This is a genomic window from Streptomyces dengpaensis, from assembly GCF_002946835.1.
Taxonomy (GTDB): domain Bacteria; phylum Actinomycetota; class Actinomycetes; order Streptomycetales; family Streptomycetaceae; genus Streptomyces; species Streptomyces dengpaensis.
Genome location: NZ_CP026652.1, coordinates 1403157 through 1422831, shown reverse-complemented (window position 1 = coordinate 1422831; position 19675 = coordinate 1403157). Strand labels below are relative to the sequence as shown.

Below are 19675 nucleotides of genomic sequence, written 5' to 3'. Positions count from 1 at the left end.
CGCGCTCACGCGAACACGATGAAGAGCCCCTCCAAAGATGGAGAATCCCGACCCGGGCAAGATCGAACTCTGCCAACTTCTTGACTCATGGCATGCGACCTTGTTTACACGCCCCCCGATTTGGGCGGCCGGGCCGCCTGGTGGTTGGCTGACCACACACCCCCGAGGAACCAAGTGCTGGAGGAAGTGCCATGGCGCAGGTCGAGGCCACGACGGAGCGGGTCATCGCGGCGGACGCGGAGGCGGTGTTCGACGCCCTGGCCGACTACAGCGGCACGCGCGCGAGGGTGCTGCCCGAGCATTTCAGTGAGTACGAGGTGCGCGAGGGCGGCGACGGCGAGGGCACCCTCGTGCACTGGAAGCTCCAGGCCACCAGCAAGCGCGTCCGCGACTGCCTGATCGAAGTGAGCGAGCCCACCGACGGCGAGCTCGTCGAGAAGGACCGCAACTCCTCGATGGTCACCACCTGGCGGGTCACCCCGGCCGGTGAGGGCAGGTCGCGCGTCGTGGTCAGCACCGTCTGGAACGGCGCGGGCGGCATCGGCGGCTTCTTCGAGAGGACCTTCGCGCCCAAGGGCCTCGCCCGGATCTACGACGCGCTGCTCGCCAAGCTCGCCGCCGAGATCGAGAAGTAGGTCCCGACGGCAGGCCGCCGCCGACGGCGGCAGGTTGCGGCGGCGTGCGGTCCGCGCGCCGGCGTGCCGCGCGGTCCGCGCCCCGGCGTGCCGTGCGGTCCGCGCCCCAAAGCGTGGCCATCCAGGGCGCGTTGCCCCCTCACCGTTTCGAGTGGATCTCCCTGTCGCGCGACAGTACGCCGTAACTCGTCGCGCTTGCTCGCAGTTGTCGCGATAAGCGGGGATTGTGCGGTGGGCGCGACGAGGGGAGCGGGTACGTGGGCGGGATCACTCTGGTGAAGGAACAACCGGCTGCCGCGCCCCCGCAGGACCCCACTGAGGCGGCGACCGCCGAACCCGTCCAACTGGGCCCGCGCCAGGTTCGGTTGGTCTTCTTCGTGCTCATGCTCGCGCTGCTGCTCGCCGCGCTGGAGCAGATGATCGTGGCCACCGCGCTCCCGAAGATCGTCGGAGAGCTGCACGGCCTGGACAAGATGTCCTGGGCGATCACCGCCTACCTGCTCACGTCCACGGTCGGACTTCCGGTCTACGGCAAGTTGGGCGACCTGTTCGGCCGCAAGGGCGTCTTCCAGTTCGCGATCGTCGTCTTCGTCGCCGGCTCGGCGCTCGCCGGCTGGTCGCGCACCATGGACCAGCTGATCGCCTTCCGCGCGATCCAGGGCGTCGGCGCGGGCGGCCTCATGATCGGCGTGCAGGCGATCATCGCGGACATCGTGCCGCCGCGCGAACGCGGCCGCTTCATGGGCCTGATCGGCGCCGCGTTCGGCCTCGCCTCGGTGGCCGGCCCTCTCCTGGGCGGCTATTTCACGGACCACCTCTCCTGGAGGTGGTGTTTCTACATCAACGTTCCCTTCGGCCTGGTCACGCTGGCCGTCGTCGCCGTCGTGCTCAAGCTGCCGAAGCCCACCGCCAGGGGGCGTGTCGACGTCCTCGGGATCCTGCTCCTGACCGCCGCGTCAACGTGCCTGGTCCTGCTGACCAGTTGGGGCGGCACCGAGTACGCGTGGGGCTCGCGGGTCATCCTGGGGCTCGGGGCGGGCGCGCTCGCCGCCACCGTCCTCTTCTTCGTCGCCGAGCACTTCGCGACCGAACCCCTCATCCCGCTGCGCCTGTTCAAGGACGGTGTCTTCAACACCACCGCACTGGTGGGCCTGGTCATCGGCATCGCCCTCTTCGGGGCCGCCAGCTATCTGCCGACCTTCCTGCAGATGGTCGACGGGGCCACCGCCACCGAGTCCGGACTCCTGATGCTCCCCATGATGGGCGGCATCGTCGGTGCCTCGATCGTCTCCGGGCACCTCATCAGCCGCACCGGCCACTACAAGATCTATCCCGTCCTCGGCAGCGCCCTGTCGGCCATCGGCATGTGGCTGCTGTCCCGCCTCGAAATCGATACGCCCCGGCTGCACTACAGCATCTGGATGGCGGTGCTGGGTGTCGGCGTCGGCATGGTGATGCCGGTCCTGATCCTCGCCGTGCAGAACTCCGTACGCCCGGCCGACCTCGGCACCGCGACGAGCGCCAACAACTACTTCCGGCAGATCGGCGGCAGCGTCGGCGCCGCCGTCTTCGGCACGCTGTTCGCCCATCGGCTCACTGACGCGCTCGCCGACCGGCTCCCCTCGCACGCGGGGACCGGTCTTCCGGACTCCGAGTCCATCACCCCGCAGCTCGTCCACGCGATGCCCGCCGAGCTCCGCGACGACTACATCAGGGCCTACGCGGACGCCATGCCGCGGATCTTCCTCTACCTGGTGCCTGTGCTCGTCCTCGGCCTGCTCATCGCCTTCTTCCTCAAGGAGAAACCTCTGGTGTCCCACCACGCATCCACCGTCGACCCGGAGTCCGCACACGTGAACGCCCCGATCCCACCGAGCCGTTCGGCGTACGCCGCCGGCATCCCCGTCTGCGGCACGGTCCAGCACCCCGACGGCACCGTCGTGCCCCGCGCCGCGCTCACCCTCATCGACGTCTCGGGACAGCAGATCGGACGGGGCGCCAGCGGGGAGGACGGGCGGTACGCGCTGTCCACGCCCGGATCGGGGTCGTACGTCCTGATCGCCGCGGCCGGCGGCCACCAGCCGCAGGCCGTCGCGGTGACCGTCGGCGAACGCCCCGTGGAGCTGGACGTCGTGCTCGGCGGCGCGGGACGCCTCGCAGGCAGCGTCCTGACCGCGGACGGCTCCCCGGTGCGCGAGGCCACCGTCACGCTCACCAATGTGCACGGCGAGGTGGTGGCCACCACACGCAGCGGGCGTGAAGGCGGCTATGTCATCACGGAGTTGGTGGCGGGCGAGTACACCCTAGCCGCCAGCGCGCCCGCGTTCCGCCCGGCCGCGCTCCCCGTCACCGTCCAGGCCGCCCGCGAGACCCGCCAGGACGTCGAACTCGCCGGCGGCGCCGTACTGCGCGGCACCGTACGGGCGGGTGGCGGACGTCCCGTCGAGGACGCGCGCGTGACGCTCCTGGACGCCGCGGGCAACGTGGTGGACACGCTGACCACCGGCGCAGACGGAACGTTCCGGTTCGTCGATCTGTCCTCCGGTGAGTACACCGTCATCGCCGCGGGCTATCCGCCGGTGGCGACCGTGCTCCAGGTCGCCGGGGGAGGCAGGACGGAACGGGACTTGCAACTGGGACACGAGGACTAGGAGGACGGGGCGCTGGGGCCGGGCAGCGGGTGAGGCGTGCACCGATCCGTTGCGCGTCGGCAGCCCCCGTGCGCCATGCGCCGGAGCCGTGCCCGGCACGGTCAATTCCCGTATTGCCACACATCGCGACGGGCTGTCGCCGTACGGTAGTGAAGGCGACACAGATCTTGCGGGGCCGTGGGGAGAGAGGGCCTGGGCCATGGACGGTGGCACCGAGGGAGGCGCAGCTCCCAGCCGTGAAGCTGGGCACGGTTCGGTGGAGCATGCCGCCGTCGGCCGCATCCCCCTGGCGGTGGTCGTCGTGGGCCGCGACGGGCTGGTTTCGCACTGGAGCACCGGCGCCCGGCGACTGTTCGGTGCCCCCAAGGAGGACGCGGTGGGCCGCCCCGTCGTCGACCTGCTCCCCGTCTCCGGCGCTCTCCCCGAGGACGCCGACACGACGCCCTACGGGGCATACGCGGCGTACGACGGACTCGGCCCCGGTCTGGAGTCCTCCCTCGACGGGCGGCTCTCCTACCCGGCCGCCGGGCGTGCCCGGCTCACAGTGGCCGGTCCCGACCGGACCGACGTCCTGTGGTGGGCGTACCCGCTGGTGGGCCCCGGACGGGAGCGGCTGCTGGTGCTCGCCGCCGACGCGGCCGTGATGCGTCACGAGGACCACGACGCCGACGGAGCCCCCGTCGGGCGCATCGTGCCGGGCTTCGCGCTGCACACCGACTTCCCCGGCGCCGAGGAGCTGGCCCGCCGGCTGCCCGAGATACTGCCCAGCATGAGCGTGGGCGAAAGCGCCCGCATCGTCGCGCAGGTCCTCGAACTGGGCTACCCCGTCCTGGAGTTCAGCCAGAACGACCGGGTGCCCGTCACCCCCGACTGGGGCGTGCCAAGAAGAGCCGAGCGCAAGGCGCGCCGCGAGCGGGCGGCCAAGGCGGCGGCCTCCGGCCGTCTCGTGCCGCAGGACGTCCAGGACGAGGGCGAGGACCTCGAATACGTCGCCGTACGCGAACGCCTGGAGTTCCTCAACGAGGTCAGCGGCCGCATCGGCACCTCCCTCGACCTGGCGCAGACCATCCTCGAGGTCAGCCGGGCCGTCGTGCCGCGCTTCACGGATGTGGCGGGTACGTACCTGCGTGAACAGGTCGTCGCCGGTGAGGGTTTCCCCGACGGGGTGCCCGACACGACCACCATGTGGCACCGGGTCGCCCTGGAGCACACGGACGAGCCGGGCCGCTGGGACGACGTCGTGCCGGTCGGCGAGGCCATGCCCTTTCCGGCGCACACGCCGTTCTTCCAGTGCATGACCACCGGTGAGCCCGTCCTCGTGCCGCGCATCAGCGAGCAGATGGGGCACATGATCGCCGCGCAGTTCGAGAAGCGCGACATCAGACCGCTCATCACCCACCGCTCCATGCTGGTCGTGCCCCTGAAGGCCCGCAATGTGGTGCTCGGCTTCATGATCCTGCTGCGCCACCCGGAGCGCGTCGAGTTCAACGACATGGACCGGGTCACCGGCGCCGAACTGGCCGCCCGCGCGGGCCTCGTGCTCGACAACGCGCGCATGTACACCTACCAGGAGAGCGTCGCCGAGACCCTCCAGGACAGCATGCTGCCGCAGATCGCGCCGCGCATGGCGGGCTGCGACATCGCCACCCGCTATCTGCCCGGCACGCTCCTCGGGCGTGTCGGCGGCGACTGGTTCGACTCGGTGAAGCTGCCCGGCTCCCGCACCGCCCTGGTCGTCGGCGACGTCATGGGCCACGGCCTCAACTCGGCCGCGATGATGGGCCAGTTGCGCACCGCCGTCCAGACCATGGCCGCGCTCGACCTGCCGCCCGCCCAACTCCTGCGCAACCTGGACGACCTGGCCCAGCGGCTCGGCGACCCCTACCTCGCGACCTGTCTGTACGCCGTCTACGACCCCATCGCCGGCGAGCTGCACCTCGCCAACGCGGGCCACATCCCGCCCGTCCTGGTCCGTGCCGACGACGGCCGCAGCGAGCTGCTCGACCTGCCGACGGGCGCGCCCATCGGAGTCGGCGGAGTGCCCTTCGAGGCGGTACGCGTGCGCGTGGCGCCCGGCGACAGGTTGGTCATGTGCACCGACGGCCTTGTCGAGGTGCGCGGCGAGGACATCGGCGTCGGCCTCGCCACGCTCTGCGAGTCCGCCGCCCACCCGGCCGCGTCCATGGACGACGCCTGCGACACCATCATCCGCGCGCTCAACACCCGCGGCGGCCGCAAGGACGACGTCGCCCTCCTGATGGCCCGGCTCAACGGCATCGCGTCCGAGGACGTCGCCGAGTGGCGGCTCGCGCTCGACCCGATCGAGGTGGGCAGGGCACGTGCCGTGGTCCGCGAGCAGCTGCATGTGTGGGGCCTGACCGCGTCGGCCGACAGCGCCGAGCTGATGGTCAGTGAGCTGGTCACCAATGCCGTACGGCACGCGCACAGCCGCCAGATCGAGCTGCGGCTCGTCCGGGGCGACACCCTGCTGTGCGAGGTGGCGGACGACGATCACACCCTGCCGACGCTGCTCAGCGCCGGGCCCGGTGACGAGTTCGGGCGCGGCCTGCGTGTCGTCAGCAGGCTGGCCCGCGAGTGGGGGGCCAGCCGGACCAGCGCGGGCAAGACCGTGTGGTTCGAGCTGACACTGCCGCGACAACGCTGACCGGCTGCGGCCACCCTCGCTGACCGAACGCTGCGACGCCGGCCGACTGCGGCGAGGCTGACCGGCCGCCGGGTCGGCGGCCGGCTGTGGTGAGGCTGTCCGGCTGCCGCGAGGCTGAAGCCCCGCCGTGTCGCCCGGTGCGCAGGGGGCGCGGGCGGCGTGCGAAGGCGCGCGGGTCTCGAACGGACCGTGAAGGAACGCGCCGCGCGCTTGTCGCCGCGCGCCGGGCGCGATAAACCGATCTCGGCCCTGCCGTCGAAACTCCCGTCTGCCGCCCTCCGGGCGGACGACGGGAGTGTGATGGCAGAACCTGGCCCGCCAGGTCCCGGCGGGCAGCGGTCGCAACCTGGGGAGCGGGCAATGAGCGTGACGAGTCGGTACAGGGAAGCCTGGGAGAGCTTCTGGCGCGAGGCCCCTGAGGAGCAAGGGGCGGTCTTCTGGGACGCCGAGCCGACGCTCACCGTGGGCGTCCACCTCGCCCTCTTCGAACCGCACCTGGCCGCCCGCGACCTGCCCGTCGTGGACCTCGGCTGCGGCAACGGCACCCAGACCCGCTTCCTGGCCGACCGCTTCCCGCACGTCGTCGGCGCCGACCTCTCCGCCGCCGCGCTCGACCACGCCCACCATGCCGACCCGGCGGGCCAGGCCGCCTACCGGCTGCTCGACGCGGCCGAGAAGTCCGAGGCGGAGACGCTGCACGCGGAGCTCGGCGACGCCAACGTCTATATGCGGGGGGTGCTCCATCAGGCCGAGCCGGACGACCGGCAGCCGTTGGTGGACGGCCTGGCGACGCTGGCGGGGGAGCGCGGCCGGGTGTTCGTCGTCGAACTCGCCGAGGCCGCCGGTCTCGTGCTGAGGGATCTGGCGCAGAGCGGCGACGGCCCGCCCGCCAAGCTGGCTCCGGTCTTCCGGCACGGCATCGCCCCCGGCGAGGTCGCGGACGCCGCGGTCCCCGAGTACCTGCGCGCCGCGGGCCTGACGGTCGTCGCGAGCGGCGAACTCCCGCTCGTCACGACCGAGTACACGGCCGACGGCTCGCGTATCGAACTTCCGTCCCGGTGGCTCGTGGCAGGGCGCGCCAACTGACCGAAGGCAAGGCGGTTCCCTCGGGGGGAGCCGCCTGGCCGGTCCTTCGTCCGTTCCGGCGCCGGACGCCGATCCGCGCTCCGACTCCGCCTCACGGCGCAGCGGTTACCCGAGGCTGCCGTCCTCACGCGCGCGGCAGGATGCGCATGGCCCGCAGCGTCACCCATGAGGCGTAAAGCGCCCGCGATGCCACCGAGCCGTCCTCAACGTCGCCCGATCGGGCGTAATCCGAGGGCCCGTTCACAGGGGGACGGCAGGGCCCCGTTCGGGTGAGGCCATCCGGGTCCGACAGCCGGGAAACGGAACGCCTCGTCACCCACCCGAAGGGACCAATGGCGAAGCGTGAGCCCCTTGTCCCCATTGGCCCGTCCCCCATTCGGAGTTGCGTCCGAACGGGGCTCATGAGTCGGTGGGGGTGGTGACCTGCCGGATCTCACCCCGAGGAGGAGACATGGGCACCGAACAGAAGGGCCATTCGGCCGAGAAGCTGGGCGTCGTTTTCACGGTCCGTGTGATCGAGGGCGGCGAGCAAGGGTTCCTCGATCTGTACGACCAGCTCCGGAAGTCTGTCGCCCGCACCCCGGGCCACATCGTCGAGAGGCTGGGAGAACCCGTGGACGACTCCCGTCAGTGGGTGATCACCAGCGAGTGGAAGACGGCCGAGCACTTCTTCGCCTGGCAGCAGAGCGAGGAGCACCGCGCACTGGTGGCTCCCCTGCGCCAGTGGGTCGACTCGACGCAGTCACTGCGGTACCGGGTCGTCAAGGAGACCCTGGGGGTGTCGTCATGACGCGCACAGCCAACGGCCCCGTCGCCGTGCTCGGCCTCGGCGCGATGGGCGCCGGCCTGGCCGCCCGCCTCCTCGGCCAGGGACTACAGGTCCGGGTCTGGAACCGCACCGCGGAACGGGCCGAACCGCTTGCCGAGGCGGGCGCCATCGTGGCGCCCCACCCCGCCGACGCCGTCGCGGGTACGAGCGCCGCCATCTGCGCCGTCGCCGACGGCGAAGCCCTTGGCGCCGTGCTGCGCGGACCCGACGGCGTGCTGGCCAAGGGCCCCTACCCCGGTGTCCTGATCTGCGCCAGCACCGTCGCCCCCGAAGAGGTCGTCCAGATCGCCGGGGACGTCCCCAGGGTTCTGGACGTCGGCATGCTCGGCAACCGTGACCACGCCCGCGTCGGCGAGCTGCGGCTGTTCGTCGGCGGCGAACAGCGGGCGTTCGACGCCGGCCGGCCGCTGCTGGAGATGCTGGGCAAGGAGGTCGTCCATTTGGGCGCACTCGGTTCCGGCATGCGGATGAAGCTGCTCCTCAACCTGCTGATGGGGATAGAGGTGCAGGCCCTGGCCGAGGCCACCGAACTGGCCACCGCCTGCGGACTCGACCGGCAGCTGGTCCTCAAGACGATCGCGGGCAGCGGTTTCGCCTCGCCGGTCATGGCGTTCAAGTCGCGGCGCCTGGCCTCCGGCCGCTTCGGGGAGCCGGACTTCCGGCTGCGGCTGATGGCCAAAGACCTCATGCTCGCTTCCAAGCAGGCAGCGGCAGTCGGCCTGAGTCTGCCGCTGGCGACGGCCGCGGCAGAGACCCACGTCCGTGCCACCGAGCAAGGACTGGGCGACCAGGACTGTGCCGCGGTCACCCGCGTACTCACACCGAAACCGGAAGCGACACGTGATCATTGACATCCATGGGCATCTGTCCCCACCGGAGGCGGCCGAACGCTTCCCCATGCCCCCGAGCCTGACCGACGTCGACGGCATGCTCGCCGCTCGCGCCCAGGCGGGCATTGATCTCACCATCATCGGCAGCCCCGTCGGCGCCGGCGCGATGGCGCGGGTCCCGGGCGTCGACAACTACGCACAACCACGCGACCGGCTGCGCAGCTTCCACGCGTGGATGTCGGGCCTGATCCGCAGGTTCCCGGACCAGTTGCGCGGTTACGTGTACGCCAACCCGTTCGGCGACGACGATCATCTCGAAGGGGTGCGGGAGACCCTGGCGGATCCCGCCTTCGTCGGCCTGATCACCACCTCCAGCGTCCACGGAGAGCTGCTCGGCTCCCCGCGTGCCGACTCCTTCTTCGCGCTGGCCGCGGAGGCGGGGGTGCCGGTCCTGGTGCACGCACCGGCCGAACCGGTCGGCACCGAACGGGTCGACGAGACCGGCTTCGTCGAGCAGATCGGCCGGTTCGGCGACATCACCATGGGCATGGCCATGATCGCGTTCGCGGGATGGCTGGACAGATACCCCGGTCTGCGGCTGATCGGCGCAACTGGCGGCGGCGCCATGGCGCTGCTGCCGGAGCGCCTGCAGACGGCGGCGCGCCCCCGGCACTGGGCCGGGGGCGTGCCGCCCTCCGGGCGGCCCGCGTCGGCCCCCGGCCCCTCGGCGGCCAAGGCGCCCGCGGCCGACCCGGCGGCGGCCAAGGCACCGACGGCCGACCCGGCCGCCGCGCTTCAGCGCATGTACGTCGACACGAGCCCGTTCAGCCCGGCGCACCTGAGCCTGAACGCAGAGGTGCTGGGGCCCGAACGGATGCTGTTCGGCACCGACTCACCGCCGATGGCGGCGCCGCTGGAGGACTCCATCCGCATGATCGAGAAGCTGCCGGTCGACGGGGCATCCCAGCAGCTCATCCTCGGCGGCAATGCCGAGGCCGTCTTCGACCTGAGGAGTCGTCCATGACCGCAACGCACGATGCCGTCACCGCAGCCGAGCGGTGCACCCCGGAGTTCCGGCGCGACCCTCACGCGGTCTACGCCCAGCTCCGGGAAACGGCGCCGGTCTGCCCCATGAGACCGCCGCACGGCAACGAGACCTACCTGATCACCCGGTACGAGCACGCGCGGGCCGCCCTGTCGGATCCGCGGCTGAGCAAGGACATGTACGGGGCCATGGACGCCTACCGGAGGATCTTCGGTGACTCGTCCGTCGCGCTGGACGACAACATGCTCAACTCGGACGCGCCCAAGCACACCCGGCTGCGCAGGCTGGTCAACTCCGCGTTCACCCCGCGGCGCGTGCAGGCGCTGGGGCCGCGGATCGAGGACATCGCCGGGACTCTGCTCGATGCGTGCCCGGCCCGGGAGCCCTTCGACCTGCTGCCCGCGTTCGCGTTCCCGCTGCCGATCATCGTGCTCTGCGACCTGCTGGGCGTGCCGCCGCAGGACCGGTCGCACATGCAGCAACTGTCCACCACGGTGGCGCAGACCGGCTTCAGCGAGGAGACCAAGCGGGCCCAGCAGAAGGCGGAGGAAGATCTGCACGCGTACTTCACGGACCTCATCGCGGCCAAGCGCGACCGCCCGGCTGACGATCTGCTGAGCGCGCTCACCGCGGTCCGGGACAACGACGGCGGGCTCAGCGAGAACGAGCTGGTCTCCACGGCGTTCCTGCTGATGTTCGCGGGCCACAAGACGACCGCGTACCTCATCGGCAATGCCGTCCACCACCTCCTTTCCCATCCCGCGCAGCTGCGCGCCGTGCGGGAGAACCCGGAGCTGATCCGCCCGGCGGTCGAGGAACTGGTGCGCTACGACGGCTCCGTGGAGAGCGCGACGTTCCGCTACGCGACTGAGGACGTGGAGTACGGCGGGACGCGGATTCCGAAGGGCGCCCTGGTCCAGATCGCGCTCAGTTCGGCCAACCGCGATCCGCTGAAGTTCGATGCCCCGGACGAGCTGGATGTCATGCGCCCCGGGAACGCGCAGGACGCGCACCTTGGGTTCGGGCACGGCAGCCACTACTGTCTGGGGGCCCCGCTGGCCCGGCTGGAGGCGCAGCTGGCCCTCACCGGCCTTTTCGACCGGTTCCCGAGGATGACTCTGGCCGACCCCGCCGGCGAACCGCGATGGCTGCAGGTTCCCTTCCCGGCCTTCCGCGGCCTCGCGGAGCTGCCGGTCGTGCTCGATCCCGCTAAGTGACCGACGCGGTGGTGGACAAGGCCCAGGTCACGGACTTGGGCCTTGTTTGTTGTGTGCGGTCAGCAAGAGGGTGCTTCGTTTGTTCACACGGTGCCGGGCGGGGAATGGGGCTGAACCGCCTCACCTCTTCGTGACAGTCCCCCCGTCGATGCGTAACGTGACCCACCATGAAGATCTCCGCCACCGCCGCGTGTCGCCGGAAACCGGTGTCACCGACCGGACGACTAGCCTGTGACCCGCGACGGGGCCGCGCGTCGTGAAAATCCTCATCAGCGCCGACATGGAAGGCGCCACGGGCGTGACCTGGCCGGCCGACGTGCTGCCGGGGACTCCGCAGTGGGAGCGGTGCCGCTCGATGTTCACCTCGGACGTCAACGCCGCCGTGCTCGGCTTCTTCGACGGCGGCGCCGACGAGGTGCTGATCAACGAGGCGCACTGGACCATGCGGAACCTTCTGCTGGAGCGGCTGGACGAGCGAGCGGAGATGCTCACCGGGCGGCACAAGGCGCTGTCCATGGTGGAGGGCGTGCAGCACGACGACGTGGACGGCATCGCGTTCGTCGGCTATCACGCGGGAGCCGGCATGGAGGGCGTCCTCGCCCACACCTATCTAGCGAACTCGATCACTGGGGTGTGGGTCAACGACGTACGGGCCAGTGAGGGGCTGCTCAACGCGCACGTCGTCGCCGAGTACGGAGTGCCGGTCGTCCTGGTCACCGGCGACGACGTGGCCTGCGAGGACGCCTTGGGGTACGCGCCCGAGGCGCTGAAGGTCGCCGTCAAGGACCATGTGTCCCGTTACGCGGCCGTGTGTCGTACGCCGTCCAGGACCGCCGCCGACATCCGGGCCGCGGCCAAGGAGGCAGCGTCCCTGGCGGTGCGTCAAGAACTGGTGGCCGGGGGGCCGTTCACCGTCGCCGTGGAGTTCGACGCCGAGCACCTGTCGATGGCCGCCACCGTCGTGCCCGGTGTCGAGCGCATCGGGGAGCGGAAGGTGGCGTACACCAGCGACACCATGTACGAGGGGATTCGCACCTTCAAGGCGGTCACCACGATCGTCTCGGCCGCGGTGGAGGAGCAGTATGGCTGACGGACTCGCTCGCGAGGAAGACGCACTGGCTCGCGAAGGAGACGCGCAGGCTCGCGAAGACAGCGCATTGGCTCTCGACGAAGTCGTCCGGTTCACCTCCGACCTCATCCGCATCGACACGACCAACCGGGGCGGCGGGGACTGCCAGGAGCGCCCGGCCGCCGAGTACGCCGCCGCGCGGCTGGCCGAAGCGGGCCTGGAGCCCACCCTCCTGGAGCGCACGAAGGGGCGTACGAACGTCGTCGCCCGCATCGAGGGAACCGATCCGTCCGCCGACGCGCTGCTCGTCCACGGCCACTTGGACGTCGTGCCCGCGCAGGCGGAGGACTGGAGCGTGCACCCGTTCTCCGGGGAGATCCGCGACGGCGTCGTGTGGGGGCGCGGCGCGGTCGACATGAAGAACATGGACGCGATGATCCTGGCCGTCGTACGCCACTGGGCGCGCGAGGGAGTGCGTCCTCGCCGTGACATCGTCATCGCGTTCACCGCCGACGAGGAGGCGAGCGCCGAGGACGGCTCGGGGTTCCTCGCCGACGAGCACCCAGGTCTCTTCGAGGGCTGCACCGAGGGCGTCAGCGAGTCCGGGGCGTTCACCTTCCACGACGGCAGCGGGCGGCAGATCTACCCGATCGCGGCGGGCGAGCGCGGCACCGGCTGGCTCAAGCTCACCGCGCACGGCCGGGCGGGCCACGGCTCCAAGGTGAACCTGGACAACGCGGTGACGCGTCTCGCCGCCGCGATCACCCGGATCGGGTCGTACGCGTGGCCCCTGCGGCTCACCCCGACCGTACGGGCGGCGCTCACGGAACTCGCGGCCCTGTACGGCGTCGACGCCGGCCTCGACGACGTCGACGGCCTTCTGAAGAAGCTCGGCCCCGCCGCCGCGCTCGTCGAGTCGACCGTACGCAACAGCGCCAACCCGACCATGCTGAGCGCCGGTTACAAGGTCAACGTGATCCCGGGGGAGGCCGTCGCGTACGTGGACGGCCGGTATCTGCACGGCTGCGAGGACGAGTTCCGCGCCACCCTCGACCGGCTCACCGGACCGGACGTGGACTGGGAGTTCCACCACCGCGAGGTGGCCCTCCAGGCGCCGGTGGACTCGGCGACGTACGCGAAGATGCGCGCGGCCGTCGAGGAGTTCGCGCCCGAGGGGCATGTGGTGCCGTACTGCATGTCGGGTGGCACCGACGCCAAGCAGTTCTCGCGCCTCGGCATCACCGGATACGGATTCGCGCCGCTGAAGCTCCCGGAGGGCTTCGACTACCAGGCCCTCTTCCACGGCGTCGACGAGCGCGTGCCGGTCGAGGCGCTCCACTTCGGCGTCCGTGTCCTCGACCGCTTTCTGCGCACGGCCTAGGGGGACAAGATGCAGACGTCGGCGTACGGCTCGTGGCCCTCGCCCATCGACGCTACGCTCGCCGCCGCGCACGACGGGCACCCCGAGTTCGTGGGCTTCGTCGGCGACGAGGCCTGGTGGACCGGACCCCGGCCCACGGAAGGCGGACGGCGCACGCTCGTACGGCGGAGGGCCGACGGCACGGAGGAGTCGGTGCTGCCGGCCCCCTGGAACGTACGCAGCCGCGTCATCGAGTACGGCGGTCAGCCATGGGCGGGGGTCATGCGCCCCGACGGTCCCCTGGTGGTCTTCGTCAACTTCGCGGATCAGCGGCTGTATCTCCTCGAACCCGGCGCCGAACCACGCCCGTTGACCCCCGTCTCGTCCGTGGGCGGCGGACTGCGCTGGGTGGACCCGCAGGTGCGGGTGGAGCGCGGCGAAGTGTGGTGCGTCCTGGAGGAGTTCACCGGGGAGGGGCCGAGCGACATACGCCGGGTGCTCGCCGCGGTGCCGTTGGACGGATCGGCGGCGCGGGACCGGGAGGCCGTGCGGGAACTGACCGGCGGGCGGCACCGGTTCGTCACCGGCCCCCGGCTTTCCCCCGACGGCCGGCAGGCGGCGTGGCTCGCCTGGGACCACCCGCGGATGCCGTGGGACGGGACGGAGGTGATCCTCGCGGACGTCGCCGAGGACGGCACGCTGCGCGCCGCGCGGTCCGTCGCGGGCGGCCCGGAGGAGTCCGTCGTCCAGGCCGACTGGGCCCCCGACGGCACCCTGCTGTACGTCAGCGACCGCACCGGCTGGTGGAACCTGTACCGGCTCGGCCGGGACGGCGAGGATACGGCTGTCTGCCCGCGCGAGGAGGAGTTCGGCGGCGCGCTGTGGAAGATCGGGTACCGCTGGTTCGCGCCGCTGGACAGCGGGCTGATCGCCGTCGTGCACGGGCGCGGCGCCACCGCGCTCGGGATACTGGACCCGGAGACCGGTGAGGTCGTCGACGCCGCGGGCCCGTGGAGCGAGTTCGCCCCGGCGTTCGCCGCGCACGGAAGCAGGGTCGTGGGCGTCGGGGCCAGCCCCCGCAGCGCCTATGAGGTCGTCGAACTGGACGCCAGCACCGGGCGGGCCCGGGTGATCGGCGCCGCGCACGACGACCCGGTGGACCCCGCGTACTACCCGGAGCCGCAGATCCGCACCTTCAGCGGGCCCGCTGGGCGCGAGATCCACGCGCACGTCTACCCACCGCACCACCCCGGCCACGCCGCCTCGGGCGACGAGCTGCCGCCGTACGTCGTGTGGGCGCACGGCGGTCCCACCGGCCGCGCGCCCCTCGTCCTCGACCTGGAGATCGCCTACTTCACCTCACGCGGGATCGGCGTCGCGGAGGTCAACTACGGGGGATCGACGGGCCACGGGCGGGAGTACCGCAACCGGCTGCGCGAGCAGTGGGGCGTCGTCGACGTCGAGGACTGCGCGGCCGTCGCGCTCGCGCTCGCCGAGGAGGGCACCGCCGACCGGCGGCGGCTCGCCATCCGTGGGGGCAGCGCGGGCGGCTGGACGACGGCCGCGTCCCTGACGAGCACCGATGTGTACGCCTGCGGCACGATCATCTACCCGATCCTCGACCTCACCGGATGGGCGTCGGGCGAGACGCACGACTTCGAGTCGCGGTACCTGGAGACACTGGTCGGACCGCTCGCGGAAGTGCCCGGACGGTACGCACAGCGCTCGCCCACCGAGCAGGCCGACCGGATCACCGCCCCCTTCCTGCTGCTCCAGGGGCTCGACGACGCCATCTGCCCGCCCGTGCAGTGCGAGCGGTTCCTCGCCAGGCTGGAGCAGCATGGCCGGCGCGTTCCGCACGCCTACATCGCCTTCGAGGGCGAGGGGCACGGCTTCCGACGGGCCGAGACGATGGTGCGGGTCCTGGAGTCGGAACTCTCGCTGTACGCACAGGTCTTCGGGCTTAACCCGCCCGGCATCCCTACCTTGGAGCTGGCCAAGTGAAGCCCAGCGAGCTGGAATTCGACCGGAAACCGGAGCACGCCGAGTGACCTCACCGACCCCCCTGACCCGACCCGCGCGGCTCGCCGCAGGTGCCCGCGTCGCCGTCGTCGCGCCCAGCGGGCCCGTGCCCGAGGAGCGGCTCCAGGCGGGCCTCGACATCCTGCGCGGCTGGGACCTCGACCCGGTGGTGGCACCCCATGTCCTGGACCGGCACACCGAGTTCCCCTATCTGGCCGGTACCGACGCGCACCGGGCCGCCGACTTCCAGGCCGCCTGGTGCGATCCGGACGTCGACGCGGTGCTGTGCGCCCGCGGCGGATACGGCGCGCAGCGCATGGTCGACCTCCTCGACTGGGACGCCCTGCGGGCCGCGGGACCCAAGGTGTTCGTCGGGTTCAGTGACATCACGGCGCTGCACGAGGCGTTCGCGACCCGCCTGGGGCTCGCGACCCTGCACGGGCCGATGGTGGGGGCCCTCGACTTCGTCAAGAACACCTTGGCGCAGGAGCATCTGCGGGCGACGCTCTTCGAGCCCGAATCGGTGCGGACCATCGCATCGAGCGGGACTGCCGCCCTGGTGCCCGGGCGGGCCCGGGGCATCACCCTCGGCGGCTGCGTGAGCCTGCTCGCCGCCGACCTCGGCACGCCGCACGCCCGCGCCTCCGCCCGGGGCGGGCTGCTGCTGATCGAGGACATCGGCGAGGAGGCGTACCGCCTCGACCGGATCCTGACCCAGCTGCTGCGGGCCGGCTGGCTCGACGGCGTCGCCGGGATCGCGCTCGGTTCCTGGGTGGACTGCGGTCCGTACGAGGGGCTGCGCGCGGTCTTCGCCGACCGGCTCGGCGGTCTCGGCGTGCCCGTCGTCGAGCACCTCGGTTTCGGCCACTGCGAGGGGGCGCTGACGATTCCGTTCGGGGTGAGGGCCGAACTGGACGCGGACGCGGGGACGCTGACCCTGGACGAACCGGCGCTCGCCTAGCGGCGGGCGGGGGCTGAGCGCGCGGTCGCGTAGGGTGACAGGATGCCTGAGAACGTTGGTTATCTCGCCGCAGGTCCCCGCGTGGGCATCCGGCACTTCACCTACGAGGACGGCGCGGAGTTCACCGCCCGGGTCCGGGAGAGCAAGGACCTGCATCATCCGTGGCTCTTCCCGCCCGGCAGCGCCGAGGGCTATGCCGCTTACGCGGCGCGGCTCATCGAGGATCCGACGAAGGCCGGGTTCCTCGTCTGCGAGCGGGACGGCGGGGGCATCGCCGGGTTCATCAACATCAACAACATCGTGGAGGGCGGCTTTCTGTGCGGGGCGCTGGGGTACGGCGCCTTCGCGCACGCCGCCGGGCGCGGGCTGATGACCGAGGGGCTCGGGCTCGTCGTGCGGTACGCCTTCGGCCCGATGGGACTGCACCGGCTCGAAATCAACGCACAGCCGCAGAACACCGCCTCCATCGCACTCGCCGAGCGCTGCGGCTTCCGGCTGGAGGGCTTCTCACCGGACTTCATCTACATCAACGGGGCCTGGCGGGACCACGAGCGGTGGGCCATCACCAAGGAGATGACCGGCAAGTCGGCCGGCAAGTCGGCCGGGAAGTCGGCCGGGAAGTCGGCCGGGAAGTCGGCCGGGAAGTCGGCCGGGAAGTCGGCCGGGAAGTCGGCCGGGAAGACGACCGCGGAGTCCTGACCGGAGACCCGCCGGACGCCGTCCTCTGCGGTTTTGCGGAATCATGACCGGATCCTGACGAGCGGAGACCCTGGTCAGCTGCTCGAAGAGCATGTTGCATGGTCATCGTGACGACGATCCGACGTGACGTACTGATGCTTCCCGCGGCCGAGTTGGGTCCGAACAACCCGCTGCCGCCGCTGCGGCCCCTCGACGAGATGCACCGCATCGACGAACGGGACCGGGAGGGTCTGCCGCGCGACATGGCCCGGCAGATCGCGTACGAGCCGCTGCGCAGCGTACTGCCCGAACGCGTCCGGGACGGGTACGACAGACGGCGGACGTCCCGCGAGACCGACACGATCGTGCTCGAGAACGACCGGCTGCGGGTCACCGTGCTGCCCGGCTACGGAGGCCGTGTCGTCTCGCTCTTCCACAAGCCCTCGGAGCGCGAACTCCTCTACCGCAACCCGGTGTTGCAGCCCGCCTGCTTCGCCCTCAACGGCGCCTGGTTCTCCGGCGGCATCGAGTGGAACATCGGCGCGACGGGCCACACCACCCTGTCCTGCTCGCCCGTGCACGCGGCCCGCGTCCCCGCCCCCGGCGGCGGAGAGATGCTCCGCCTGTGGGAATGGGAGCGGCTGCGCGACCTTCCGTTCCAGGTCGACCTGTGGCTGCCGGACGGCTCCGACTTCCTGTACGTCGGCGTACGCGTCCGCAATCCGCACGAGAAACCCGCGCCCGTGTACTGGTGGTCCAACATCGCGGTGCCCGAGGAGCGCAGGGTGCTGGCGCCGGCCGAGGAGGCCTGGCACTTCGGCTACGAGCGAAGGCTGCGGCGGGTGCCTGTGCCGTCGTACGGCGAACGCGACCGTTCCTATCCGCTCAACAGCCCTTACCCCGCCGACTACTTCTACGAGGTGCCCGACGGGCGGCGTCGCTGGATCGCCGCGCTCGACGACGCGGGCGACGGACTCGTGCAGACGTCCACCGACGTGCTGCGCGGGCGCAAGCTGTTCGTCTGGGGCTCCGGTCCGGGAGGCCGGCGCTGGCAGGAGTGGCTCACCGAGCCGGGGACCGGCGGATACTGCGAGATCCAGGCCGGGCTCGCGCGCACGCAGCTCGAACACGTGCGGCTCGACGCGGAGAGCGATGTTTCGTGGCTGGAGGCGTACGGGCCGCTGACCGCGAACGCGGAGGCCGTGCACGGGGCGGACTGGGAGGCGGCGCGGGCGGAGACGGAGGCCCGGCTCGAGGCATCCCTTCCGCGGAGTGACGTCGAGGCCGCGTACGACGCCTGGTTGCCGCACGCCGACGCCGAACCCGGCGAGGTGCTCGCCGCCGGGTCTGGCTGGGGTGCGCTCGAAGTGCTGCGGGCCGCCTACAAGTTGCCCGGTACGCCCTTCGACGAGTCCACGCTCGGTGAGGCGCAGGCGCCGTGGCTGGAGTTGCTGCGGTCCGGTGCGTTTCCCGAGCCGCGGCGGGTCGGTCCGCCCGGCGAGACCCTGGTCGCGCCGCACTGGCGGGACATGCTGGAGACCGCGCCCGCCGTGCCGCTCGCCGAGTACCACCTCGGGGTGGCCCAGTGGCACGCGGGTGATCTGGCGCAGGCCGTACGGAGTTGGGAGCGGGCGCTCGAACTCGCGCCGTCCCTCTGGCCGTTGCTGCGCTGCCTCGCCGTCGCCGACCAGGAGGCGGGCAACCGGGAGCGGGCCGCCGACCGCTATGCCGAGGCCTTCGACGATCTGTGCCGGGAGCGGCGGGACGCCGGGGAAGTGTGGACCGCGGCGACCGCCGCGCTGGGGCGGGAGGCCGTGGAGGCGTTGCTCGCGGTGCGGCGGGTGGCGGACGCGCGGGGCGCCTGGGAACGGCTGCTGCCCGCTACTCGGGCGCGGGGTCGATTCCGGCTTCTTGAGGCGCGGTTGCTTCTGGCGGAGGGGGACGCGGGGGCGGCTCGGGGCGTTTTCGACGCGGGGTTCGAAGTCGCGGATCTGAGGGAGGGGGACGAGGCGATTTCTTCGCTGTGGGAGCGGGTTACGGACGAGCCGTTGCCGGGGCGGTACGACTTCCGGATGAGGCCGTCGGCGGGCTGAGGCCGGAGCGTGTTTTCGCCCCCTCCGCCCCTGCCCGTCCCTGGGGCTCCGCCCCAGACCCCGCTCCTCAAACGCCGGAGGGGCTGAATTCTTGCCGGCAGGGGCGGAGGGGGCGAAAAAAACCCGGCCCGGCTACTCCGCCGCCCGGCGGTCCGCGTACTCGTACACCGACCCGTCGGGATGCAGAGCGATCAGGTTGCGGCCGGCCGGGGTCGCGACCGGGCCCGCCAGAACGCGGGCGCCCGATTCGCTCAGGACGCGGTGGGCCTCGTCGACGTCCGTGACGGCAATGGTGGCGGCGACCTTGCGCAGGACGTCCAGCTCGGCCTCGGGCCCGCTCATCAGCAGGAAACAACCGACCGCGGCGACGGAGACGCCACCCCGCTCGAAGCGCAGGGCGCGCCCGCCCGCGAGTCTCTCGTAGAAGGGGACCGAGGCCTCCAGGTCGTCGACGCAGATACGCAGCGTGGCTCCCAGAATCTCCATGAGCAGGAGCCTAGTTGGGTCCTGCGGGAGACGTGATCGTTTCGGAGG

General features: G+C 71.6%; 14 protein-coding genes and 1 pseudogene. 14 read left to right on the top strand and 1 reads right to left on the bottom strand.

The genetic code is table 11. The features are described 5' to 3' along the window. The first annotated feature begins 191 nt into the window (after positions 1–191). The 14 genes and pseudogenes from C4B68_RS06450 to C4B68_RS06385 all read left to right on the top strand — a co-directional run bounded on the left by C4B68_RS06450 (position 192) and on the right by C4B68_RS06385 (position 19141). Complete coding sequence (locus C4B68_RS06450; RefSeq protein ID WP_099498452.1) at positions 192–635, top strand: SRPBCC family protein; 444 nt, start codon at positions 192–194, stop codon at positions 633–635. A gap of 257 nt (positions 636–892) precedes the next feature. Continuing rightward, positions 893–3286, top strand: a complete 2394-nt coding sequence (locus C4B68_RS06445) for an MFS transporter (RefSeq protein ID WP_099498451.1) — start codon at positions 893–895, stop codon at positions 3284–3286. 199 nt (positions 3287–3485) lie between these two features. Then, positions 3486–5951 carry a SpoIIE family protein phosphatase gene (locus C4B68_RS06440; protein ID WP_099498450.1) on the top strand — a complete coding sequence of 822 codons (2466 nt, stop codon included), beginning with the start codon at positions 3486–3488 and terminating at the stop codon, positions 5949–5951. Positions 5952–6311: 360 nt separating this feature from the next. Then, positions 6312–7037, top strand: a complete 726-nt coding sequence (locus tag C4B68_RS06435) for a class I SAM-dependent methyltransferase (RefSeq protein ID WP_099498449.1) — start codon at positions 6312–6314, stop codon at positions 7035–7037. 451 nt (positions 7038–7488) lie between these two features. Beyond that, positions 7489–7827: an antibiotic biosynthesis monooxygenase family protein gene (locus C4B68_RS06430; protein ID WP_099498448.1), complete on the top strand. Its 339-nt coding sequence runs from the start codon at positions 7489–7491 to the stop codon at positions 7825–7827. Beyond that, positions 7824–8717, top strand: a complete 894-nt coding sequence (locus C4B68_RS06425; protein ID WP_099498447.1) for an NAD(P)-dependent oxidoreductase — start codon at positions 7824–7826, stop codon at positions 8715–8717. The genes C4B68_RS06430 and C4B68_RS06425 overlap by 4 nt, the downstream gene beginning before the upstream one ends. Next, on the top strand, positions 8707–9720 hold the full coding sequence (locus tag C4B68_RS06420; protein ID WP_099498446.1) for an amidohydrolase family protein: 1014 nt from the start codon (positions 8707–8709) through the stop codon (positions 9718–9720). Before C4B68_RS06425 ends, C4B68_RS06420 begins: the two co-directional genes overlap by 11 nt. After that, entirely contained in the window at positions 9717–10958 is a 1242-nt protein-coding gene (locus C4B68_RS06415) for a cytochrome P450 family protein (RefSeq protein ID WP_099498445.1), read from the top strand. Before C4B68_RS06420 ends, C4B68_RS06415 begins: the two co-directional genes overlap by 4 nt. 256 nt (positions 10959–11214) lie before the next feature. After that, a complete protein-coding gene (locus tag C4B68_RS06410; protein ID WP_099498444.1) occupies positions 11215–12048 on the top strand; it encodes a M55 family metallopeptidase in 834 nt (277 codons plus the stop codon). Continuing rightward, a complete protein-coding gene (locus C4B68_RS06405) occupies positions 12041–13408 on the top strand; it encodes a M20/M25/M40 family metallo-hydrolase (protein ID WP_240634197.1) in 1368 nt (455 codons plus the stop codon). Before C4B68_RS06410 ends, C4B68_RS06405 begins: the two co-directional genes overlap by 8 nt. A gap of 9 nt (positions 13409–13417) precedes the next feature. Continuing rightward, positions 13418–15391, top strand: a complete 1974-nt coding sequence (locus C4B68_RS06400; RefSeq protein ID WP_099498443.1) for a prolyl oligopeptidase family serine peptidase — start codon at positions 13418–13420, stop codon at positions 15389–15391. A 43-nt stretch (positions 15392–15434) separates the two neighbouring features. Next, positions 15435–16370, top strand: coding sequence for a S66 peptidase family protein (locus C4B68_RS06395; protein ID WP_167459019.1), 936 nt, complete (start codon positions 15435–15437; stop codon positions 16368–16370). A gap of 42 nt (positions 16371–16412) precedes the next feature. Further along, a pseudogene (locus C4B68_RS06390) lies at positions 16413–16946 on the top strand (GNAT family N-acetyltransferase); the annotation flags it as partial. Between the two features lie 221 nt (positions 16947–17167). Then, a complete protein-coding gene (locus C4B68_RS06385) occupies positions 17168–19141 on the top strand; it encodes a DUF5107 domain-containing protein (protein WP_099498441.1) in 1974 nt (657 codons plus the stop codon). 132 nt (positions 19142–19273) lie between these two features. On the opposite strand, the gene C4B68_RS06380 is transcribed toward C4B68_RS06385, so the two are convergent. After that, complete coding sequence (locus tag C4B68_RS06380) at positions 19274–19627, bottom strand: VOC family protein (protein WP_099498440.1); 354 nt, start codon at positions 19625–19627, stop codon at positions 19274–19276. Between the last annotated feature and the right edge of the window lie 48 nt (positions 19628–19675).